Raw genomic sequence first — 22,185 nt, 5'->3', positions numbered from 1 at the left:
AACGTTCCCAATTGCTTATTTTTTTATTAATTTTAGCAAAAAACATGGGCTGATGAAACGCATAACCATTAAAGATCTTTCAAAATTTTTGTCATTATCGACCTCTACCATCTCCCGGGCGCTCCTTAATGATAAAAATGTAAGCTATGAAACCAAAAAACGGGTACTCGATGCTGCGGATCAATTGGGATATAAACCTAATCTTACGGCTTTGAATTTAAAATCCGGGCAATCCAAAACGATAGGTGTGGTGGTTCCGGAGATGATTACTCCATTTTCCGCAAAGGTTCTTGAAGGAATTCAGAATGTACTGTACCCTCTCGGTTACAGACTTGTCATTACCCAATCTGATGAAAATCCGCTTATTGAAAGAAAAAACCTGCAGCTTCTGGAAGGGTTCAATGTAGACGGGATCATCATTAATTTGTGCCATGAAACCTATAATAATGATCTGTACCAGCAAATCATAAATCAGGGAACGCCTTTGGTCTTTTTTGACCGAATTCCCAGCAAATCTTTAGACGTATCGAAAGTGGTCGTGGATGATTACATTAATTCATCCTTAATGGTAGAATATCTGATTAAAACCGGAAGAAAAAGAATAGCTCACATCATGGGTCCGCAAACCATCCGGAACGCTGTGGAAAGGGCCAACGGATATAGACGTATAATGACCAAATACAATATTTTCGACGAAGATCTGATCATTACTACGGAAGGAATGAGCTTTGATTACGGGAAAGAAGCCGTGAAACAGTTGCTCCATAAAAAGACATCGTTTGACAGTATTTTTGCATTCAGTGATACTTTGGCGATAGGAGCAATGAATTTTCTCCTTGAAAACAATATTAAAATCCCCGGCGATGTAGCAGTAGCCAGTTTTTCAGGAACCGAATTATCTACCATTGTCTATCCGCAGCTGACCAGCGTTCAGCAGCCTTTAGTGAAAATGGGAGAAACCGCCGCAGAACTGATGCTTGAGAAGATCAAAGACAACTCAGCACCAAGCAGGACGGTATTGATGGATGCGGTGTTGGTGTACAGGGCTTCGACTTTGTAAAGCATCCGTAGTTTTAATATCTCACACTTCGACTCCGCTCAGTGTGACATTGTTAATAGTATGCTGCTTCGGAGAGCATTTTATTATTTTAGGTAGCGAAACCTATAAGGTTTGATTATATTTATTATTTATTTTACTCCCAAAGTTTTAAGATTGAATCAGAATTTCTCTTACCAGTGGCGAGAGTTTTGAAAAATCTTTTACTTCAGGTTTTGTTTTGACAGATGTAAGCCAAAAAAAATCCCATCCCCAGATATTTTCTAAGGACAGGACTCTCACCTAAATAATAAAAATTGTATCAGACCACAATGAACAGACCTGCAATAGTCTGCGCCTCGCTTGTTGTAAGAACTTCATCATAAGCTGCAGATCCCGCCGCCGCTCCGAAAGCTGTGGCTGTATTGAATCCTGCCTGATTTGTGTTATCTTCTCCTGCATACACAGCGTTTGTAGCAGCAGGCATATTTCCTCCGTTGGCCAGTTCTATCCAGCCTTTATTGGCACGCATTCTTCTCACCTGTGAAGCATGTCTTGCCTCCACGGAATGGATCTGAAGTGCTGCCTGCAATACAGCTTTATTAGACATTACATTTCCAGCCTGTCCTTTATACGCACGAACTCCGGTGTCTTCAAAAGCCTGAGCTAAAACCAGGAATTGGTTATAATCTGTGAAAGGCGTAAAATTTCCGCCAGCTGTAAAATCAAAAGTAGGTTTTGGTTTTGGAGCTTCTCCAAGAGAAGTCAGGGTACTTTTAAGAAAACCTACGTGTGCTGATTCATGCTTTGAGATCTGCATAAAAACAGGTCGGTCTGAATTGGGGATCAATCCGGCTGCTGCCAGACCTATGGCGTAATATTCATTTTCAAGATATTCCAGGACCAATGCCAGCTGTAAGGCATCCGTCAAAGCACTTTTGAAAAAAGTTGCGGATGTTGACTGATCTACAGTTTCCGCTTTAGCAGGAGTAGAAATTAATGCTCCCAATCCCAATGGAACGGCTGCTACCGCTGCTTTTTTACCAAATGTTGACATATTGGTAATTGTTTCTAATCTTGTAGCTTCTGTGGTAAAAAATTTATCGTTAGAAAGCTTATCTAGTAATTTAAGAATGTTCATAATAGTAGATTTTGAAAATGAATAATTAGCTGATTCCTCTTTCTTTCCATGTGAAAGGAGTTTTTATAAATCCTCCTGCCGCCATGACGATATCTTTAGGTTCTTTGGAAAGGTCAAGTCCATTGGCATCAATCACATCATCACCTGAGAAATCCGCAGATCCGGGATTAATAATATTCCTGATCGCGGAAGCATGTCTTGCCTCTACAGAAACGATCTTTCCGGCAATCACCAGATACGCCGGGTTGGTAATATATTTTCCAGCCCCGTTGTATGCTGCCACTCCTGTATCTTCCAAAGCTTTTGCTGTGGCCAGAACAGAATTCCTGTCGTTAAAATTCACATTCGCATACTGGAACTGAAGCGTAGGTAAAACATTCGCAGTTACCCCACTGATAGCCGCTTTAAAGAAATCGCGGTGAATAACTTCATGGTGATAAAGATCTGTAAAAAGGTCTTTTTCAACGCTTGAAATTCCGGAGTAAAAATTGTTCACTACTTTGGTATAAAAATCAGCTTCCAGCTGTTCCAGCGCGTAGGCGTAATTCAGAACGCCGACATCACCACTTCCAAGGTCAAAAACCTTGCTGTCGTCCATCATTCCGAAATCATTGTCATCATCACAACCGATCAGTGTAAGTCCTGCCATAGCCAGTCCTATACCGCCCAGTTTCAAAAAGTTTCTTCTGCCTGTATCCAGAGTAGCTCCCTGGTTAGAAACATTAATAGTTTTTTTCATAATATTATAGGTTTGAGTGTTATTAAATTCTCAAAAGAGGAGAAAAAAACAGCATAATAAATTATGCTGTTTGAAAACTAAAACATTACGGCATCAACACCGTATCGATCACGTGGATCACACCGTTTGACTGATTTACATCAGCGATCGTCACTTTTGCACTATTTCCTTTTGCATCCTGTACATAAAGGTCTTTTCCTTTTGTCCAGAAAGTCAATCCTTCACCTTCTACCGTTTTCATCATACTTTTACCGTTTCCGGCTTTCACAGCTGCCCAGATATCTTTAGCACTGTATTTCCCTGCAAGCACATGATACGTTAAGATTTTGGTAAGCATTTCTTTGTTTTCAGGTTTTACCAGAGTTTCCACCGTTCCTTTCGGAAGTTTAGCGAAGGCTGCATCTGTAGGAGCTAATACCGTGAAAGGTCCTGCTCCCTGCAATGTCTCTACCAGACCTGCCGCTTTTACTGCTGCTACCAAAGTCTTGTGATCTTTAGAGTTTACAGCATTTTCAATGATATTTTTAGATGGATACATCGGCGCACCGCCTACCATAACTGTTTTTTCTTTCATCGTTTGTGCAGTTACCTTCCCACTGAAAGCGAATGATAAAGCGACCATTCCTAAAACTGCGATTTTTGAGCTTGTGTTCATTTTGTTGATTTTTTAAGTTAATATCTATTTAAGTTGTGTTCTTAGAATCATTTACGAGGTGGTTTTTGTTTTGGATTTAAAAAATTTGATTTTTTATTAAAAATTTCAAAATCCTTTATTTCTTTTTAGCATCCGGGACGAAATCAAGGCAGACAGAATTCATACAAAATCTTTTACCGGTAGGATTCGGGCCATCATCGAAAATATGTCCGAGGTGGGAATCACATCTTCCGCACAGTACCTCAGTTCTTGTCATATTATGGGAAGTATCTTTTCTGTAGACCACACTGTTTTTACGAAGTGGCTCATAAAAAGACGGCCAGCCGCAGGTTGTTGCAAATTTTGAAGTGGAAAAAAACAGAGGATTTCCACATACTGCACAGAAATAGGTTCCTTTCTCATCGAATTCATAATATTTTCCGGTGAAGGCCGTTTCGGTAGCTCCTTCTCTGGCCACCTGATACAGTTCCGGCTTCAGGATCTTCTTCCATTCTGCATTGCTCACTTTCAAAGGAGTGGTTACCGTACGGGAGTAGTAAGGATTCTTTGCTTTAAAATTACCAGACTGGGCAAAACTTCTTTCTGCGGTGACTGCCAAAAAGAAGACGAGGGCTGTTTTTACGATTATACTTTTCATATTCGATAATTTTAAACGATTACTTAAAATCATTTACGATGCAAAAGTTTTTTCGGATGTTGTTTATTATATCTTTTATTTTATTACATTTGGAAGGAAAATCATACGCTATTAAAACAACCTATTCGGAAGAAGAGCTTATCGTTTTATTAAAAGAAAAAAACGAGTCCGGCTTTCACTATTTGTACGACCACTATGCAGGAGCACTGTATGGGGTGGTTCTCCGAATCGTCCAGTCTAAAGAATACACTGAAGAAATTATTCAGGATGTTTTCGTCAAGATCTGGAATGCCATCCATCAGTATGATTCATCAAAAGGCAAATTCTACACCTGGATGATCAATATTGCCCGAAATACGGCGATAGATTATTTAAAATCAAAAGGTTTCCAAAACGAACTAAAAAACCAACCGCTTCCAGATTTCGTATATAATTCTGCAGAACTTTCAACGTCTAACAATTCATCCGATTTTATTGGATTTAATAATGTACTGAAAGGTCTGGAGGTTGATAAACAAGAACTTATCGACCTGGCGTACTACCAGGGTTATACTCAGAACGAAATATCTGAAAAGCTGAAGATACCCCTTGGAACGGTGAAAACCAAAATGCGGAACGCGCTGATGAAATTAAAGGATTTGTTAAAAGATTATCAATAAATTGAACACTAAAGAATACATATCATCCGGAATTATAGAATCTTATATTCTAGGTCTTGCTTCTCCTGAGGAGGCAGGGATTTTGGAGTGTGTGATGAAAAACAATGCTGAAGTAAAAGCGGCTTTTGAAGAAGCGCAACAAACTTTGGAAGATTTGGCGACAAGCCAGGCCGTGGCACCGCCAGCCGATTTAAAATCTAAGATATGGAATAAGATCCAGCAGGAACAGACTACGACTACGGAAGAAGTACAGACTGCGGTTATTAGAGATATTCCAACTGTGAGACCTCAGGAGAATGTTATTCCTCAACAGGATATTAAGCCTCAGGGTAAAAGCAGCTGGAAAACATATGCAGTGGCCGCCTCGGTACTATTCCTGATCAGTGCGGCAGGAAATCTTTTCTGGATGAACAGCCAGTCTGAAACCAGAGCAGAAATAGCTAAAATGCAGACCGAGAAAAAAACTCAGGATCTCGCTATGCAAAAAATGAATCAGAAAATGGATATGGTTTCCAATCCTGATATGCAGATGGTTATGCTGAAAGGTGTAGAAAAGCATACGGACTCCAAAGCCATGGTTTTCTGGGACAAAAAGACGAAACAAGTCTATCTCAACGCCGAAAGTCTGCCTAAAGCTCCCGAAGGGATGCAGTATCAGCTGTGGGCGATCGCGGATGGCAAACCTGTAAGCGCAGGAATGTATACCGAAGAGAAAGACAGCAAAATAGCTCTCGCGAATATTCCGAAGGCCCAGGCATTCGCTATTACCCTTGAAAAAGAGGGTGGCAGCGCAGTTCCTACCATGGAGAATATGTATGTGATGGGCGGAATCTAGACCTACTCTACTACTTTTTCACCGAATCCCCATAGATCCTCTACTTTGAATAGTATCATGGATGGTGCATTGATTCAAATAATACCCTTTTTTTTTCATCATTCTCTAGAAATGTCGGTTTAAAAAGAATCATCTGCATTCTGTTCTACGACACTTCAAAGCCATAACTCACTGAAAATAAATGATTTTTTGTGATAGTATTCATTTTGAATCCCCTACATTTAATACAGAAATAGGACTTATAAAAAAACACAATACTTTATATTTCTACTATCCCCGTCATGGGGATTTTAATGAAATTATTTCAATTAATGATATTCAAGGTCTTGATGTACGAGTAAAGAACATTTAAGTTGGAACAGTTTATATGTTCATTAGCCTCTTGTTAATAGCAGGAGGTTTTGTTTAAAGCCATCGGCAAGGAAATCGGGGAATATTTTAAGTAGATACCGTATTAATTATCCTGTCTTCGGTCTATTTTCAGCTCTCTTTCCACTTCATTCACATTTGGTAAAGGAAAATCATAGCTTTCTGCAATGTATTTCAGCACTTCTTCTTCCGTTTTATCATTGATTTTTCTGATAAAAAGATGATTCGTGGCTTTCAAATAGACAATGAGTTCATTTGCGGTCTGTTTCCTTCCAAATATCGATTTTTCAATGACAGCTCTTTTGTCATCATTCACAATGAGATCGTTGAACGTAGTATTCATCAGAACGGTCTGGAAAAATGATTCTGCCGGGAGAAATGTATGAAGATAATAATCCTCAAAGTTCATCACTCTTTTATTATTGGCGAGAAAAGCGCAGGTATCTCTGGTGAAAATCACCCACTTCCCTCCTATGTAAGGCGTCACTCCCTTCATAAATTCTCTTTTGTACATAAGAGATGAGATTTTATAAGACAGTTCTGTAAAATGATTCTGAATCCTCTGCAGCGTATCAGGACGGTAAAACTTCTGATCATAATAGAAAAGATAATTTCTTCCTTTGTTCGCAGTAAGGAATCTCCTGATGATATTCTGTGATTTTAAAGGATAGTCTTCACCGCTCAGGTTAACGAAATAGTCCCATTCCTGGCTTACATTAAGCAAAAACTCCATGGCATCAAGCTCAGCCTGAATCATACTGAATCCGCCGGAAACGATGTTGATACTCTCCAGAATATAGACGTTAGGAAATTGAACAAGGTACATCTGAATCTCATCGGTGATTTCTTCCTTAGCCTTCCGGTCGATATGAATCAGGTAAAACTGATCTCTCGTATAAATCTTCTGAAACATGGTTTTGAAAACTTCCGGCTTATGATGAACCATAATAAAGTAGGCAATTCTCACATGCTGGTCTGAGAGGGATTCCAGAACTTGAGGCCGGGGGCTGGGTGTAGGAACGGAAGTCTGCATAGCTACGGATTTAAAATCATCCGCGGGTGCAAACAATTCAGTTAACGTGCGGAAGCTACGAATAAATTTTTGATAATCAATTATTTAAACTAATTATTATTCAGTTTCTTTATTGTAGTTTTGCAAAGCATTTATAAAAACAGGCCTCTGCCTTTTGCTATTCTGTAATAGTTTAAAATCTTCATTTTTCTCTTTCAGTTTTGCTTTTTCAGCTGCCCAATTAAAACTTATTTTTTGAAATAATTTTTAATACTGCTTCCTTGGTTTTCAGGTTAAAAAAAAGTAGTTATAAAATTCAGAACAGTACGGATTCATCAAATCCTGCTTTAAGAATGAGAACGATACGATATTGCAAAGCTCTGCAAATATATTCCCAAAAATGAATTTATTGTCAAAGTTAATGCAAAGTAAAATAATAAATAAAGATAATGCTTATCCGTTGGATAGCCATTATTTTTAAACAAGACAACAATTCAGATCTTAACCGATTTGGCCACTCAGAACCGGATGTCCGGTAGATTACAATGAGTTTTAAAAATTTAAATTTAATAAATCCTATAGTCCGCGCCGTTACAGAAGCCGGATATTCCAAGCCCACAGAGATACAGTACATGGCTGTTCCACACATTTTAGCGGGAAGGGATGTTATAGGATATGCTCAAACCGGTTCAGGAAAAACTGCGGCATTTGCCATGCCTATTCTGCAGCTGTTAAAAAGAAATACCCCCGATCATAAAGAAATACGTACTTTAATTTTAACGCCAACCCGGGAACTGGTCCTGCAACTGGAAGAAAGTTTTAAAGTATACAGCAAATATTTACCCTTATCCCAGCTTTCCATCTTTGGAGGTGTTTTATCAGGAAGCCAATTGGCCGCTCTGAGAAAAAGAGTGGATATCCTTATTGCAACTCCCGAAAGACTACTCAATCTGGTAAGCCAGAGACATATCGATCTTTCTAAAATCGAAATACTGGTTCTGGATGAAGCAGACAGGATGCTTGATATGGGATTTGCAGACGATGTGAAAAAGATTCTTAAGCTCATCTCTCAAAAAAGACAGACTTTATTTTTTTCCGCCACCATGCCGTCGGATGTCCGCAAATTTGGGGACAGTATGTTGAATAACCCGGCAGAAATTACGGTAGATTCGGTTTCATCACCGGTTCAGACGATTAATCAGTCCGTTTTTTTTGTTGAAAAGACCAAGAAAACAGATCTGCTGATCAATATCCTGCAGGATGTATCCATTTTACGTTCACTGGTTTTTACCCGCACTAAGCAAGGCGCAGACAAACTGGTTAAACAATTGGAACGTACAGGAATTTTTGCAGCCGCTATTCATGGAAATAAATCCCAGACTGCAAGACAGCAGGCCGTGGAAGATTTCAAAAACAGTAAGATCCGCGTCCTGGTAGCTACCGATATTGCAGCCAGAGGGATTGATATTGAGGAACTTCCTTATGTAGTCAATTATGAACTTCCCGATGTTCCTGAAACTTATATTCACAGGATCAAAAGGGCAGGAAGAACAGGAAAAGGAACAGCGGTTTCTTTCTGTGATGAAGGAGAACGTTCTGACTTAACGAATATCCAAAAGCTGATAGGATTTATCATGCCTGTAGGAAAACTCCAATATATACACTAAATCACAATAATATAATACCCGGACATTTCTGAGACGTTTCAGAAATGGTCCACAAAATAATTAATACAACAATTTTTAATACAATTACAATGCAAGAAGGCACAGTAAAATTTTTCAACGAAGCAAAAGGTTTCGGATTCATTTCTCCAGCAGACGGGAGCAAAGACATTTTTGTACACTCTTCAGGATTAGACACTAGATCTATCCGTGAAAACGATAAAGTAGTTTTCGAAGTACAAAAAAGCGATAAAGGTTTAAATGCAGTTAACGTAAAGTTAGCATAGTTTGAATATAACGTTTAGGCGAACATTGGCTGATCAGTAGCAATACTTTTCATTCGATGTCCGTTCAAAACCTCTTACTTGATGTGAGAGGTTTTTTTTGTTTTAAACATTTTTTAGATATCAGACTTCAGAATTTCAACCGGGAGTAAAAAGGTCAATGGTGAATTTTTGAGTAGATGTAAGATTTCAGACATCAGACATCAGATTTCAATGTTGAGATTTAGGAAAGTGAAAGCCTCCCACTTGAAGACCGTTTAAATAACTCATCACTCACAATTTATAACTCATCACTCTTCAAAACTCTCCGACGCTCAAACTCTCAAACTCAAACTCAGGTTAATTAAAGGAATCCCTGAATTCCAGAGGCGAGACAGATATCCTGTTTTTAAATAAACGATGAAAAGACTGAGGGTGCTCAAAACCAAGCTGATAAGCGATCTCAGAAACCGATAATGAGGTGGTAGATAACAATTCCTTCGCCTTTTCAATCAGCCTGTTCTGAATATGCTGCTGTGTACTCTGACCGGTCTGAATCCGAAGCATATCACTCAGATAATTGGGACTTACCCCAAGTTCTGTTGCCATGAAGTGAACCGTGGGAATTCCGTTAATAATCAACTGATCACTTTTAAAATAATGATCAAGCAGATTCTCAAGCCTGGTCAGAAGATCATTATTCAATTTTTTACGGGTCAGGAACTGACGGCTGTAAAAGCGGTCGCAGTATTTCAGCAGAAGATCTATATTCGACACCAAAAGATCCTGCGTGAAGGAATCCATATTATTCTCCGTTTCTTTTCGGATATTGTCAATAATATCCATCACAGACTTCTCCTCTCTTTCGGAAAGGTGAAGGGCTTCATTGCTGGAATAGGAAAAATATCCATAATTTTTGATCTCACCGGCTAAAGGATAGCCCTGCAAAAAATCAGGATGAACCACGAGAACACTGCCTTCCACTTCGGAAAGCAATATATCTTCAAACTGCATCACCTGCTGCGGTGCCGTGAAATACATAATTCCATTATCAAAATCATAATACTGCTGTCCGTATTTAAATTTTCCTGCACAGTCTTTTTTAAGCGCCACAACATAAAAATCCGTCGTCACAGCACTCAACAGAGTAGCAGGATCTACACAAACATCTGCAAAATCAAAAACACTGATCAGTGGATGGGAAGGTTTTTTAAGCTTCAAATACCGATGCAACAAGCTGATAGAAGATATTTTTTCCGGTGTTTTCATGAGGTTTTCAATTAATGAGTAAGGAAGATGGGAGCTGGAAGAGGGAAGTTACTGTAGGCGTTTTTTTCAATTCCTACTTTTAAATTTGGTAGCCGGTACTTTTCAAATCTAGTTTCCATCCTTAAAATTACTATTTTTTCTGTTCTTCTTTGATCTGTTCTATTCCCTGTCGGTAAGAAGTCACTTTAAAATCCGGGAATCGTTGTCTGAATTTTGAGTCATCAAATAAATTGTCGTACCCATATCTTGGAAGGAGTTCCTGAAGTTCTTTCATATTTTCATTAAAAACAGCACCTATTTTAAACACAAACTTCGGAATGACAGCGTATTTTAATTCCTTCCCATAAACCTGTGAGGCTAAGGCTATAAACTGCTTATAGGTAAGCTTATTTTCATCTACCGGAAGATGCCACGTCTGCCCGAATGCGTCCGGTGTATTTCCTATCAGGGCCGTTGCTCTGCTGGCATCCGGTGTCCAGATCAGGCTTCTTAGAGTATTGTCTTTTAATGGAACTTTCAGTTTTTTGTCCTCCTTGATATTATTAAAAACCAAAGTATTGGTAATGCTCTGCGTTTTTCCGGGGCCATAAAATTCGGGAGCACGGCAAATGACGGCATCTATTTGTCCGGTTTCCATTTCTTTCAGAAGCATTTCAGCCATCTGCTGTCTCACTCTCCCCTTTTTTCCTACAGGTGCAAAAGGAGTTTGCTCTGTCAAAACCCTGCTGTCCTGAGGATACATATACGTATTATCAAAAAACACCAGTTTTGTCCCGTTGATCTTACAGGCATCAATTACATTTCTCAATATCACTGCAAACTGTTTCTCCCATAAATCCGTATTCATTGGCATTCCTAGCGTAAAATAGGCAATTTCACTTCCTTTTACAGCTTCGATAGCTTCTTCGCGCTTTGAAAGGTCTGCCGCAAACAGGATATCCGTATCATTTACTTTAACGGGTTTTCTGCTCACGATTCTGATATCTGAGGTATAATTTCGTTTCAGTTCTCTTGCTAATTCTTCACCAATCTGTCCGTTGGCTCCTAATATTGTTTGCATAATTTTTTGTTATTTCCAGTTGTTACAGGAAGATTTTGCTATGACAAAGTTCTGCAATCCAACTCATGAAACTGTATCTCAATTGAGATAAGTTGTAACAGAATCTCTGCTTAAATTCACATTAAAAATTTACGTCTTTCTTGCCGCAAAACATGATATATTCCCCCAAAATATCCTAAAGTTTGGCTTCCATTCCTTAAAAACGGCTATATCCTGCTATATTTGTCCCCGAAAAAGTAATTCTACAATTATCATCAATGAATTTATTATACGTTAACTGGGATGTAAGTCCCGAAATTTTCAATATCGGCGGGTTTCCTCTGAAATATTACGGGATGTTATTTCTTGCCGGGCTCGTTTTATGCTACACGATCTTAAAAACCATCTATAAAAAAGAAAATCTAAGCCAGCCGGCTCATGAAGCCCTTTTCTCTTATGCATTTATAGGCATTTTAGTAGGCGCCAGATTAGGACACTGCCTGTTTTATGATTTCGATTATTATTCTCAACATCCGATCGAAATTTTTCTTCCGATCCAACAAGGAGCTGACGGAGCGTATCATTTTTCAGGATATGCCGGACTGGCAAGCCATGGTGGCGGAATCGGGCTGATCATTATGCTTCTGGTTTATGCCAGAAAATTCTCGATTAAGTTCATGACCGTTCTGGATGTCATAGCTATTGCAACTCCTCTGGCCGGGGCATTTATCAGGCTTGGAAATCTGATGAATTCTGAGATTATTGGAACCCCTTCTGATGCTCCCTGGGCGTTTATATTCAGACATGTAGATAATATCCCGAGACATCCTGCGCAGCTGTATGAGGCGATTTCTTACCTTACCATCTTCCTTGTCGTGTATTTCATTTATACAAAAAACATCTTTAAAGTAGGAAAAGGTTTCTATTTCGGAATCACTACCCTGCTTATTTTTATTGTTAGATTCTTCGTAGAATTTATAAAAGTAGATCAGGTGGATTTTGAAAGAGGAATGAGCCTGAATATGGGACAGATTTTAAGTATCCCTTTCCTGTTTCTGGGACTGTTTTTTATTATTAAAAGCATCAAAGAGAGAAGAGAAATAAAAGTTTCTTAATCGACCTTACTCAGGAAATTGATGTGTCCGGAACTCGGATTAATCCTAAAAACATATAATTAAAACGCCTCCGGAATCCATGGATTCCGGAGGTGTTTTTTACCTATGACCCATAAAAAAATTGGCTTAAGGTCATTAAGCCAATCCGCATTCTTCAGTGAGAATACTACATCCACATACATATATTCTAATTATTGCAATCGGTCATTTTCTTCTTCAGATCCCTGTTCACTCCTGTGAGTTCATCTGATTTATTTAACAGTTTAAAATTGCACAAAACAAGCGAAGAATAAAAGAAACAGCTATCAAATAAGGATTGAGGTCTATTAGTGGTAGAGTTTGAGGATTTTGAAAAGTGATGAGTCATAAATTATGAGTGATGAGTTAATTAATGCAGTCTTCGAATGGGAGGCTTTCACTTTCCTTAATCTCAATATAGAAATCTGATTTCTGATATTTTACATCTACTTAAAAATTCACTATTGACAATTGAGAGCGTAGAAATATTCTGGATTCTGGATTTTGAATCGTATTATCCACCATAAACTGACTATTCACTTGCGAAGCAAAATTCACCATTGACATTCTTTCTCCCTAGTTTCAACATTCGACACATTCCCTAATCCCTACACCCTGCCGCCTAACATCTGCTACCTCTCACCTAACAGCCTAAAACTCTATAGAAGGCTTATAGGTCCTGCCAATCGGAAGCTTTTTGCCATTCACCTGTATCATGCTTGCAGAGCATACTTCAATTTTGGATCTGGAGATAATATAAGATTTATGGATTCTGATGAACATTTTCGGATCCAGGTTTTCTTCTATCCTACTGATGGGCATTTTAACGGTAATTGTTCCCGCTTTGGTATGGATATGAATGTATTCGCGTAAACTTTCAATAAAGAAAATATCATGAAGGATGATCTTAATCTGTTTTTTTCCGCTGCTGATGAAAATATGCTCGCGGTCTGCAGCTTCCAAAAGAGCTTCTTCAGCATTCATCAGGTATTTGAACTTTTCAACGGCCTTTACAAACCTGTCGTACGGTATAGGTTTCATCAGATAATCCACAATATCAAGCTCATATCCTTCCACAGCATACTGGTGATAGGCGGTCGTTACAATGACAAGAGGCGGATTCTTCAGTTTTTTAAGGAAATCAAAACCTTTGACCACCGGAAGGTGCAGATCCAGAAACATCAGGTCAATTTCATGTCTGTTTAAAAGACTTCCGGCATAGACGGCATCGGAACATTTGGCCACCAAATGAAGCTCTTCATCCCTTGAAACAAAATTTTCCAGGATCTCTGCGGCTATCGGTTCATCTTCTACGATGATGCAGTTGTATTTTTTAGAAACGGGATGTGTCATTGAGATCAATAATTAAGGTTACAATATAACGGTCATTGGTACTTTCAACGGTAAGAATATGCTTTGGATAAAGCAGTTCAAGCTGTCTGCGGATATTTTTCAGTCCTATTTTTGTGGAATTTCCGTGAGGTTTTTCTTCTTTTGAATTCTCAATATGGTAATGGAGCACTCCATTTTTAAGCTGAATATCAATATGAATAAAACTTTCACCCAAAGTTTCAGAAACCCCATGTTTAAAGGCATTTTCTACAAACTGGATCAAAATAAGAGGCGAAATTTCCTGCGAAGGATGATCAATCTCTTCATTAAAACGGATCATTAAATCATGATGCCGGATTTGCTGAATCTGGAGGAAATCTTTGATATTTTCTACATCTTTATCAATCGAAATATAGCGTTCGGCTGCTTCATAAATATTATACCGCATCACCTTGGAAAGCTGCAAAATCACATCAGGTGTCTCATCTGCTTTTTTAAGGGCCATTCCATAGATATTGTTGAGGGTATTGAACAGAAAATGAGGATTGATCTGGGCTTTCAGCATGGTCAGTTCCTGATCCAGTTTTTCGGATTTCAGCTTTGAGATTTGTTCTTTCAGAAGGTTTTTCTGCCGGGTAATTTCTACCCCAAAGATCAGGCCCGCCATGAAAATCAGGTCCATAAAAGAATTGAATGCCACCAATCCGTTGATAAATCCGGACTTCTTCTTTCCATCCAACGTTTCTGCAACCCCATAAATCTGGGGGTAAATAATATAATGGGTGAAAAATCTGTGAACCAGAACAGCAGCAACGATAATAAGACCATAGAGGATATAACTGAGGAATTTCTTAATTCCCGTTTTCTCATACACATACAGCAACGCATACGCCAGGGGCATTTTAATCATAAGATACCCCAGTTCCAGAAGAATGGTATTCTGAAGTCTGGTCTGCCATTCTGCATCAGGAAACTGATATCTCGACCAGTAAAAGTCCAGATAAACTTCCAGCATATAATACAGGATCCAAAAAAGCAGATGGACATATAATTTTGATTTTCTGTCAGGCATCAGGCGTAGTAGGTTTTACTATGCAAAATACCATCTTTCCATGGAAAATAAAAATATGACCGGGTTAACCCGAAGCAACGGTCTACGAACTGCGTTTCTGTATTTTTCCAGAATGATACTCTGTGAAAAACAGCTGTAAAAAGCAGCATATCAGTAGTACATTGAACTCTATTCCGTTGGCTCCACCACCTACCACATACCAGCCATTTTGCCAGTGTAAAAAATAAATTCCTAAGGTTAAAATGAACATATTAAGGATAGACACTACTTTTACCCATCGGTCTGACCAGATCAGAAATACAGAAAAAAGATGAATGAGTTTAACAGCCCAGGCCAGATAAATCCCGAAAGGACTGAAACCTATAGCATCCAGATAAAGGCGCCCAAAATCATTGACGTCACCACTGAAAATAGAGACCACGCTGTGCATCAGTAAAATAACCGATAAAGCGGAACGGATATAGAAGTTCTTTTTCATGAATCCAAGTTAAAAAATCACTGAAAAGAATGGGAATCGCTGCGTATCAACGGCTTAAAAGTGTATATAAAGGAAAGGAAGCCGGAGGAGGGAGGATGAAAGTTACTGGTGGGCCTTACACTTATAAGAGTCGGCTTTCATAACTTCTATCTTCCCTCTCCCAGCTTCCCAACTTAATTATCTTGTTGTATAGCCACCATTTGCAAAGATCGTCTGACCTGTGATCCACCAGCCTTCTGTTACCAGAAATTCAACCAGCGGAGCGATATCTTTAATATCAGTAAGTCCTCCCAATGCAGAAGCAGATTTGTGATAGGCTACTGCATCCTCAGATTCCTGTCCGTAAAAGAAAGGTGTATCCATCGGGCCTGGCGCTACTGCCGTTACAGAAATTCCTCTTTCTCCAAATTCTTTAGAAGCTGCTCTTGTGAAATGTTCTACCGGAGCTTTTGCGCCAGCATAGGTAGAATATAAACCTGTGTAAGCTGCTAACAGAGAAGTAACAATGGTACAGATTTTACCGTTGTCATTCAGTTTTTTACCGGCTTCCTGAAGAAAGAAATAGGCTGATTTTGAATTGACGTTGAACATGGTATCATATTCCTCTTCCGTTGTTTCTGCAAAAGGCTTTTTCAATACCATTCCTACGGTATTGATCGCAATATCAATTCCTCCGAATTTTGAAACCGCTTCATCAAAAAGCTTGGTTATATTATCTACTTTCGTTAGGTCTCCCTGAAACAAAAAAGCTTCTGCTCCAAGAGCCTGAACCTCTGCCAGCGTTTTCTCACTGTCTGCTCTGGAACTTTCGCTGTTATAATGAATGGCCAGCTTTGCGCCTTTTGCCGCAAAACCTCTGCTCAGCAGTCCTCCTAAATTTTTGCCACCTCCGGCAATTAATACGACTTTTCCTTTGACATCTTGTGTTGACATTGTATTTTTTTTTAAATGTTATCAAACAAAGATGGACAATAGCATTCAATTCATCATGGTGAATCTTTCGGAAGCTGTAATAAATTCAGAATTTCGTACATAAGCAGTGATAAAATGTGAATTAATTTTAAAAATCATTATTTTTTTAGATACCACGCTAAGGATATATCACATTACGTACCAACAGGATACACCTTTCAAAAGCCCTGAAATTCAACATTTTTTCAATAAAAATCCAAAATAAGTGATTTTTAGGCACAGCATTTGCAGCTCTGTTAACCGTATTATACACCACTTCATTTTTATAATATATTATTTTTCATAATCCCCGGCTTGCTGGGGATTTTTTGATTTTAATCTGAACGCTGAATGAAGAAGTTATTAAAAATCACGGTACAATAGCAATATCTGTGTCTCATGCTATTAATCTTATTAATTCCCACCCAAACTTACTTTTATTCTATATATAATAGGATGAAGTGAATGATATCCAGCTATGGCAGCCAAAATACATTTTTGATAATCAATGATTTAAAATAGGTTTATTCAGTTAATTGTCGTATATTTGTATATTAATTAATAGGCCGCTGCCTTTGCCCTCTGTTATAGTATAGAAATTCTTTCTTTTCAGTTCCCGCTTTTTCAGACGCCTCATTTTTTAAAAAATCACTTCTTTTACTGATGAACGGCCAAAACAAAACTGCTTTCGACGTTTCGTTTCACAAAGAAGTACAGACGGACGACTGCAGGCTCTCATAGCATATGGCAGATCAGGTAGACAAATATTACAATATAAAATTAAATACTAGAATAATTTATGGCAGACTCTTTTTCTAAAAAAGAAAATTTCAAGAAAAAAATTCAAAAGCAAAAAGAAAAAGCGCTGAGACGCGAAGATCGTAAAACGAACAACAACAAAGGAGCGGAAGACGTTTTTATGTATGTAGATGAATTCGGAAGATTGACTTCTACACCTCCTGAAGACAGAGAAAGACTGGAAGTAAACATTGATGAGATTCAGCTTGGTGCAGCTCCGATTATTGCGGAAGACATCAGAAAGACAGGTATCATTACTTTCCACAGTGAAAAAGGATACGGTTTCATTACTGAAGATAACAGTAAGGAAAATGTTTTCTTCCACAACAACAGTTGTGCACACCCTGTAAAAAAGGGGAATAAAGTATCTTTCGAGAAAGAAAAATCTCCGAAAGGCTTCTCTGCAGTTAACATCGAGTTGGTTAAATAATCAAAGCTTTAGTTTAGCTTTACTATAACAAATCTGTTGAATGACGGATTTTGTGAAACAATAAAGAAAGCCGCCCTCAGGGGGCGGCTTTCATCGTAAAAAAAAGTAAAAATTAATCCAGTTTTCCGCCTAATGCTTTAAACAGCAAGACATTATTCCTGGTATTCTGATGCTGAAACTGGAGAAGATCCAGCTCAGCGGTCAGTTTGCTTTTCTGAGAATTAATCAGTTCAAAATAATTGGCATATCCCGTCAGGTACAGATCATTGGAAACTTCCACACCTCGGTCCAGAAAACCTACTTCTTCAGATTTCAGCTGGAGCATCCTTTCATAGATCTTCGTCTGTTTCAGAATAGACTGAAGTTCATTAAATGCCGTGGTAATGCTCTTCTGATAATTGAGAAAAGCAATCTCCTGCTCTTTTCCCGCGACTTTAAAATCATGTTTCAACTGTCCTTTATTAAAAACAGGCACCATTAATCCACCCAGCAGCTGCCCCGCCAGAGAACTGGGCCTGAAGAAATTTCCGGCCGAAAAAGAATTCAGCCCAAAACTGGCCCCAAGATCGATCTTCGGATAAAAAGCAGCTCTTGCCGCCTTAGCATCAGCCTGAGAAGCTTCCAGTACATAATAATTCGCGGCGACATCAGGCCTTGAATGAATTACGGATTCTACATTAATGGTTGTATTCAGAATGTCCATATTGGTAGGCATCAGTAAGTTTCCGCGTTTGACTCCACCGCCGTAACTGCCTGTCAATGTTGTGATAGCCTGTTCCACTGTTACAATCTCCACTTTTATATGTTCAATTTCAGCCAGCCAGTTATTATTCTGTGCTTTAAACTGCTGAACGGCCAACTCTGTTGCTTTTCCAACTTCTCTTTGAGCCAGTACAATTTCGAAAGCTCTCTGCTGAAGATTATAGTTTTTCTGATAAATCGCCAGCCGATTGTCCAGTGCAACCAACTGATAATAGAGGTTAGCAATATCTGTAAACAGCTCTACCTGTAGCAGCAGAAGTCCTTCCGTAGATGCCAGATATTTTTTCTGAGCTGCCAGTTTTTTATTCTTAAGTCTTCCCCAGGCATCTATTTCCCAGCTGCTTCTTGCTCCCAGCCAGTAATTCGGGGTGAAATCACGGTTAATCTTCTGATCTTCTGTAATGTTGGGCGAAAGATTCGTATCATAATTTCCCACACCTTCCATCGTATATTTCCCATATCGGTCACCTGAAGCCGAAGCTCCTATTTCAAGAGAGGGCAGCAAATCCATCTTTGAACGCTGCAGAAAACTGTTGGCAATTTCAACCCGCTGCTGCGCAATCTGGAAATCGGGATTGGCTTTTACCACCTTCTCAAAAAGATCCAGCAGATATGGATCTGTAAAATAGGCTTTGAGATTAATCTGCTGAAAACGGTCTGCATCTGAAGTGTTTTCAGTTTTTATCACTTCATCCGGAAGTGTCTGCGCTTTTTTCAGTTCCGTCATTTTTGGAACGGTGCATGACACTAAGCTCAATACCGCCATTCCATACCCTATATTTCTAAGATTTGATCTCTCCATTTTTCTTTTTATTTTCAAGTTTTGCAAAGAATATATACAGACCCGGAATCACTACCAGTCCGAAAACAGTACCGATAAGCATTCCCCCTGCAGCCGCAGTCCCAATAGAACGGTTTCCTATCGCTCCGGCTCCTGAAGCTATACACAGCGGAATAAGTCCCGCTATAAAAGCAAAGGAGGTCATCAGGATAGGACGGAGACGCTGTCTTGCCCCTTCTATCGCTGCCGGAACAATATCATACCCTTGTTTGTTTCTGGCTACGGCAAATTCTACAATAAGAATTGCATTTTTCGCTAAAAGCCCGATCAGCATGACGAGGGCTACCTGTGCATAGATGTTGTTATCCAGCCCTGTAAGCACGAGGGCTATATAAGATCCGAAAATTCCGGTCGGAAGACTCAGCAGTACAGGCATCGGAAGAAGGAAACTTTCATACTGTGCCGCCAATAAAAGGTACACAAACAAAAGACAGATCATAAAAATATAGACCGTTTGATTTCCTGATAAAATCTCTTCCCTGGTCATCCCGGACCATTCTATATCAAAACCTCTCGGAAGGGTTTCTTTCGCTACACGTTCTACTGCAGCAATGGCATCCCCTGAACTGTACCCGTCCGCCGGTTCTCCGTTGATCATTGCAGACATATACATATTATACCTCGTTAAAACTTCAGGCCCGTATACTTTTTCAATGGTAATAAAGGTTGAGAAGGGAACCATCTCGCCTTTGTCATTCTTTAAATACAGATTCAGAATACTTTCGGGAGTATCTCTGTGTTCCGGATCCGCCTGCACCATTACTTTATACATCTGGCTGAAACGGATAAAATTGGTAGCGTAATAAGATCCTAACATCGTTTGAAGCGTAGACATCGCATTATCTACGGAGATTCCTTTTTTCGCTGCCATATCATAATCCATATGGATCATATACTGCGGGAAAGTAGCATCGAAGCTGGTAAAACTGTTCTGAAGCTCAGGAGATTCATTCAGTTTTTTAACGAAATCTTTTGTGATCTTATCTGTATTTTCAATTGTTCCACCTGTTCTGTCAAGGAGACGAAGCTCAAAGCCGCTGGTATTACCAAATCCGGGAACGGTAGGCGGAGCAAAGATCTCAATCTGCGCATCGGCAATGCTTTTTGTCTTATCGGAAAGTTCAGCAATCAGATCATTTACAGACAGATCTCTTTCTTTCCAGTCTTTAAGGTTAATCATCGCCATTCCGTAAGAAGAGCCCGCAATTTCTGTTACAATGCTGTATCCGGCAAGGGTGGTTACATTTTCCACGCCTTTTATTTTCTTCGCAATGACAGTCACCTCATCCAGTACTTTTTCTGTTCTTTCCACCGTAGCTCCCTGTGGTGTGGTAACACTTACGTATACCATTCCCTGATCTTCCATCGGGATAAATCCGGTTGGAAGGAATCTGCTGGTGACGACAGTTAATACAATAAACAGAAACAGAATTCCAAAGGTGACTACCGTTCTTGTTGCAAATTTTGACAAAATCCCTACATAACTTTCAGTCAGCCTTTCAAAACCTTTATTGAAGCTCTGGAAAAATCGGTCGACAATGGTTTTCTTTTTGTCATGATGATGTGGCTTTAAAATAATCGCGCAAAGGGCCGGAGTCAGCGTCAGTGCATTCACTCCCGAGATGACAATACTTATCGCCAATGTCAATGAGAACTGGCGGTAAAAAACACCAACAGGACCTTCCAGAAACGCTACCGGAATAAATACAGCCGACATCACAATGGTAATTGCTACAACGGCTCCTGCTATTTCTTTGGTAGCACTAATGGTCGCTTCAAGAGGTTTCATGCCTTCCTCCATTTTTACATGGACAGCCTCGACGACGACAATCGCGTTATCCACCACAATTCCAATGGCGAGAACCAAAGCAAACAGGGTTAAAAGATTCACCGAGAAATCCAGCATATCCATAAAAGCAAATGTCCCTACCAATGCTACCGGAACAGCAAGCACAGGAATCAAAGTGGAACGCCAGTCCTGAAGGAAAATAAAAACCACAATTCCCACCAAAACAAAAGCCTCGATAAGCGTTACCAATACCGCACTGATAGAGGCATCAAGGAATCTGGAAACATCGTAGGCCATATTATACTCCATTCCGGGAGGAAATGATGTGACTTTTAATTCTTCCATTTTCGCCTTTACGTTTTCAATAACCTCGGAGGCGTTGGAACCCGGCCGCTGCTTCATCATAATGGATGCTGAAGGTCGTCCATCCGTTTTGGAAACCATACCATAGTTCATGGCTCCGAATTCCACTTTAGCAATATCTTTCAGCTTCAGGATGGTTCCGTTCACATCAGATCGGATTGGAACTTCCTCATACTGTTTGGGTTCATAGAATTTACCTTTATATTTAATTACATATTGCAGCTGGCTGGAGGTTTTTCCCGATGTCTCGCCCACTTTTCCGGGTGCCGCTGAGATATTCTGTTTCTGCAGGGAACTGATCACTTCATCTGCCGAAATACTGTAAGCTGCCATTTTCTGCGGATCCAGCCATATCCTCATAGAATATTCTTTCTGCCCCATAATCTCGGCACGCCCCACTCCATCGATACGCTTCAGCTCTTGAAGAACGTTGATATCTGTAAAATTGTAGATGAACTGTTCGTCCTGGCCCGGATCTGCACTCGTGATATTGAGATACATCAGCATACTGTTCACCTCTTTTTCTGTGGTTACTCCGGCTCTGATTACTTCTTCCGGAAGTTCATCAAGGATCGTCGTCACCCTGTTCTGAACGTTTACTGCAGCCACATCGGGATCCGTTCCTACTTCGAAGAATACCTGAATTAAGGTAAGTCCGTCATTGGAGGTTACCGTAGACATATACGTCATTCCGGGAACTCCGTTAATGGCACGTTCCAAAGGAAGCGCTACCGCATTGGCAGACACTTCGGCATTGGCTCCGGTGTATTTTGCGGTTACGGTTACCGAAGGCGGTACGATATCCGGAAACTGGGTGATGGGCATCTTCATTAATGCCATAATTCCCAGCAGTACAAATACAATGGAAATCACCAACGAAAGCACCTTTCGTCTTATAAACATTTCTACCATGTCAGT

Annotated in this window: 20 protein-coding genes; 7 read left to right on the top strand and 13 right to left on the bottom strand. The window is 39.6% G+C overall.

Going from position 1 to position 22,185, the window contains the following annotated elements; genetic code table 11:
- Positions 1-52: 52 nt before the first annotated feature.
- The gene (locus tag BM143_RS08755; RefSeq protein WP_090024139.1) at positions 53-1,060 is read left to right on the top strand and encodes a LacI family DNA-binding transcriptional regulator; all 1,008 of its coding nucleotides are present in this window, start codon (positions 53-55) and stop codon (positions 1,058-1,060) included.
- Positions 1,061-1,358: 298 nt separating this feature from the next.
- Here the strand turns inward: BM143_RS08755 and BM143_RS08750 are convergent, their stop codons facing one another.
- The 4 genes from BM143_RS08750 to msrB form a co-directional block, all read right to left on the bottom strand.
- Complete coding sequence (locus BM143_RS08750) at positions 1,359-2,177, bottom strand: ferritin-like domain-containing protein (protein ID WP_090024138.1); 819 nt, start codon at positions 2,175-2,177, stop codon at positions 1,359-1,361.
- A gap of 25 nt (positions 2,178-2,202) precedes the next feature.
- Positions 2,203-2,916, bottom strand: coding sequence for a ferritin-like domain-containing protein (locus tag BM143_RS08745; RefSeq protein WP_090024137.1), 714 nt, complete (start codon positions 2,914-2,916; stop codon positions 2,203-2,205).
- A gap of 85 nt (positions 2,917-3,001) precedes the next feature.
- Positions 3,002-3,571 (bottom strand): fasciclin domain-containing protein, encoded by a 570-nt coding sequence (locus BM143_RS08740; RefSeq protein ID WP_034730815.1) that lies wholly within the window; start codon positions 3,569-3,571, stop codon positions 3,002-3,004.
- Positions 3,572-3,686: 115 nt separating this feature from the next.
- Positions 3,687-4,208 (bottom strand): peptide-methionine (R)-S-oxide reductase MsrB, encoded by a 522-nt coding sequence (gene msrB / locus BM143_RS08735; RefSeq protein ID WP_090024136.1) that lies wholly within the window; start codon positions 4,206-4,208, stop codon positions 3,687-3,689.
- A 38-nt stretch (positions 4,209-4,246) separates the two neighbouring features.
- Between msrB and BM143_RS08730 the strand changes: the two genes are divergently transcribed.
- Both BM143_RS08730 and BM143_RS08725 read left to right on the top strand, forming a co-directional pair.
- Positions 4,247-4,867 (top strand): RNA polymerase sigma factor, encoded by a 621-nt coding sequence (locus BM143_RS08730; RefSeq protein ID WP_228384085.1) that lies wholly within the window; start codon positions 4,247-4,249, stop codon positions 4,865-4,867.
- Position 4,868: 1 nt separating this feature from the next.
- Complete coding sequence (locus BM143_RS08725) at positions 4,869-5,702, top strand: anti-sigma factor (protein ID WP_090024135.1); 834 nt, start codon at positions 4,869-4,871, stop codon at positions 5,700-5,702.
- Positions 5,703-6,156: 454 nt separating this feature from the next.
- Here BM143_RS08725 and BM143_RS08720 read toward each other — a convergent pair whose 3' ends face one another.
- Positions 6,157-7,104 (bottom strand): beta-1,6-N-acetylglucosaminyltransferase, encoded by a 948-nt coding sequence (locus BM143_RS08720; RefSeq protein WP_090024134.1) that lies wholly within the window; start codon positions 7,102-7,104, stop codon positions 6,157-6,159.
- A gap of 524 nt (positions 7,105-7,628) precedes the next feature.
- Here BM143_RS08720 and BM143_RS08715 point away from each other — a divergent pair.
- Positions 7,629-8,750, top strand: a complete 1,122-nt coding sequence (locus BM143_RS08715; RefSeq protein WP_090024133.1) for a DEAD/DEAH box helicase — start codon at positions 7,629-7,631, stop codon at positions 8,748-8,750.
- An 89-nt stretch (positions 8,751-8,839) separates the two neighbouring features.
- Entirely contained in the window at positions 8,840-9,034 is a 195-nt protein-coding gene (locus BM143_RS08710) for a cold-shock protein (RefSeq protein WP_034730837.1), read from the top strand.
- A gap of 336 nt (positions 9,035-9,370) precedes the next feature.
- Here the strand turns inward: BM143_RS08710 and BM143_RS08705 are convergent, their stop codons facing one another.
- Together BM143_RS08705 and BM143_RS08700 are read right to left on the bottom strand one after the other, a co-directional pair.
- On the bottom strand, positions 9,371-10,279 hold the full coding sequence (locus tag BM143_RS08705) for a helix-turn-helix domain-containing protein (protein WP_090024132.1): 909 nt from the start codon (positions 10,277-10,279) through the stop codon (positions 9,371-9,373).
- Positions 10,280-10,409: 130 nt separating this feature from the next.
- Positions 10,410-11,339, bottom strand: coding sequence for an NAD-dependent epimerase/dehydratase family protein (locus BM143_RS08700; RefSeq protein ID WP_090024131.1), 930 nt, complete (start codon positions 11,337-11,339; stop codon positions 10,410-10,412).
- Between the two features lie 257 nt (positions 11,340-11,596).
- Between BM143_RS08700 and lgt the strand changes: the two genes are divergently transcribed.
- A complete protein-coding gene (lgt, locus tag BM143_RS08695) occupies positions 11,597-12,433 on the top strand; it encodes a prolipoprotein diacylglyceryl transferase (RefSeq protein ID WP_090024130.1) in 837 nt (278 codons plus the stop codon).
- A 669-nt stretch (positions 12,434-13,102) separates the two neighbouring features.
- On the opposite strand, the gene BM143_RS08690 is transcribed toward lgt, so the two are convergent.
- From BM143_RS08690 to BM143_RS08675, 4 genes are all read right to left on the bottom strand, one after another.
- Entirely contained in the window at positions 13,103-13,804 is a 702-nt protein-coding gene (locus tag BM143_RS08690; protein WP_090024129.1) for a LytR/AlgR family response regulator transcription factor, read from the bottom strand.
- Positions 13,785-14,855: a sensor histidine kinase gene (locus BM143_RS08685; protein ID WP_228430735.1), complete on the bottom strand. Its 1,071-nt coding sequence runs from the start codon at positions 14,853-14,855 to the stop codon at positions 13,785-13,787. The genes BM143_RS08690 and BM143_RS08685 overlap by 20 nt, the downstream gene beginning before the upstream one ends.
- An 82-nt stretch (positions 14,856-14,937) precedes the next feature.
- Entirely contained in the window at positions 14,938-15,333 is a 396-nt protein-coding gene (locus BM143_RS08680) for a DoxX family protein (protein WP_090024127.1), read from the bottom strand.
- Positions 15,334-15,510: 177 nt separating this feature from the next.
- Positions 15,511-16,266 (bottom strand): SDR family oxidoreductase, encoded by a 756-nt coding sequence (locus BM143_RS08675; protein ID WP_072922774.1) that lies wholly within the window; start codon positions 16,264-16,266, stop codon positions 15,511-15,513.
- A gap of 817 nt (positions 16,267-17,083) precedes the next feature.
- Here BM143_RS08675 and BM143_RS08670 point away from each other — a divergent pair.
- A complete protein-coding gene (locus tag BM143_RS08670; RefSeq protein WP_034730852.1) occupies positions 17,084-17,512 on the top strand; it encodes a cold-shock protein in 429 nt (142 codons plus the stop codon).
- A gap of 112 nt (positions 17,513-17,624) precedes the next feature.
- Here BM143_RS08670 and BM143_RS08665 read toward each other — a convergent pair whose 3' ends face one another.
- Together BM143_RS08665 and BM143_RS08660 are read right to left on the bottom strand one after the other, a co-directional pair.
- On the bottom strand, positions 17,625-19,076 hold the full coding sequence (locus BM143_RS08665; RefSeq protein ID WP_090024450.1) for a TolC family protein: 1,452 nt from the start codon (positions 19,074-19,076) through the stop codon (positions 17,625-17,627).
- Positions 19,057-22,179 carry an efflux RND transporter permease subunit gene (locus BM143_RS08660; protein WP_090024126.1) on the bottom strand — a complete coding sequence of 1,041 codons (3,123 nt, stop codon included), beginning with the start codon at positions 22,177-22,179 and terminating at the stop codon, positions 19,057-19,059. Before BM143_RS08660 ends, BM143_RS08665 begins: the two co-directional genes overlap by 20 nt.
- Between the last annotated feature and the right edge of the window lie 6 nt (positions 22,180-22,185).

The organism is Chryseobacterium oleae (assembly GCF_900115055.1).
Taxonomy (GTDB): domain Bacteria; phylum Bacteroidota; class Bacteroidia; order Flavobacteriales; family Weeksellaceae; genus Chryseobacterium; species Chryseobacterium oleae.
The sequence above is the reverse complement of the archived record's forward strand: the minus strand, read 5'-3'. Positions and strand labels throughout refer to the sequence as shown.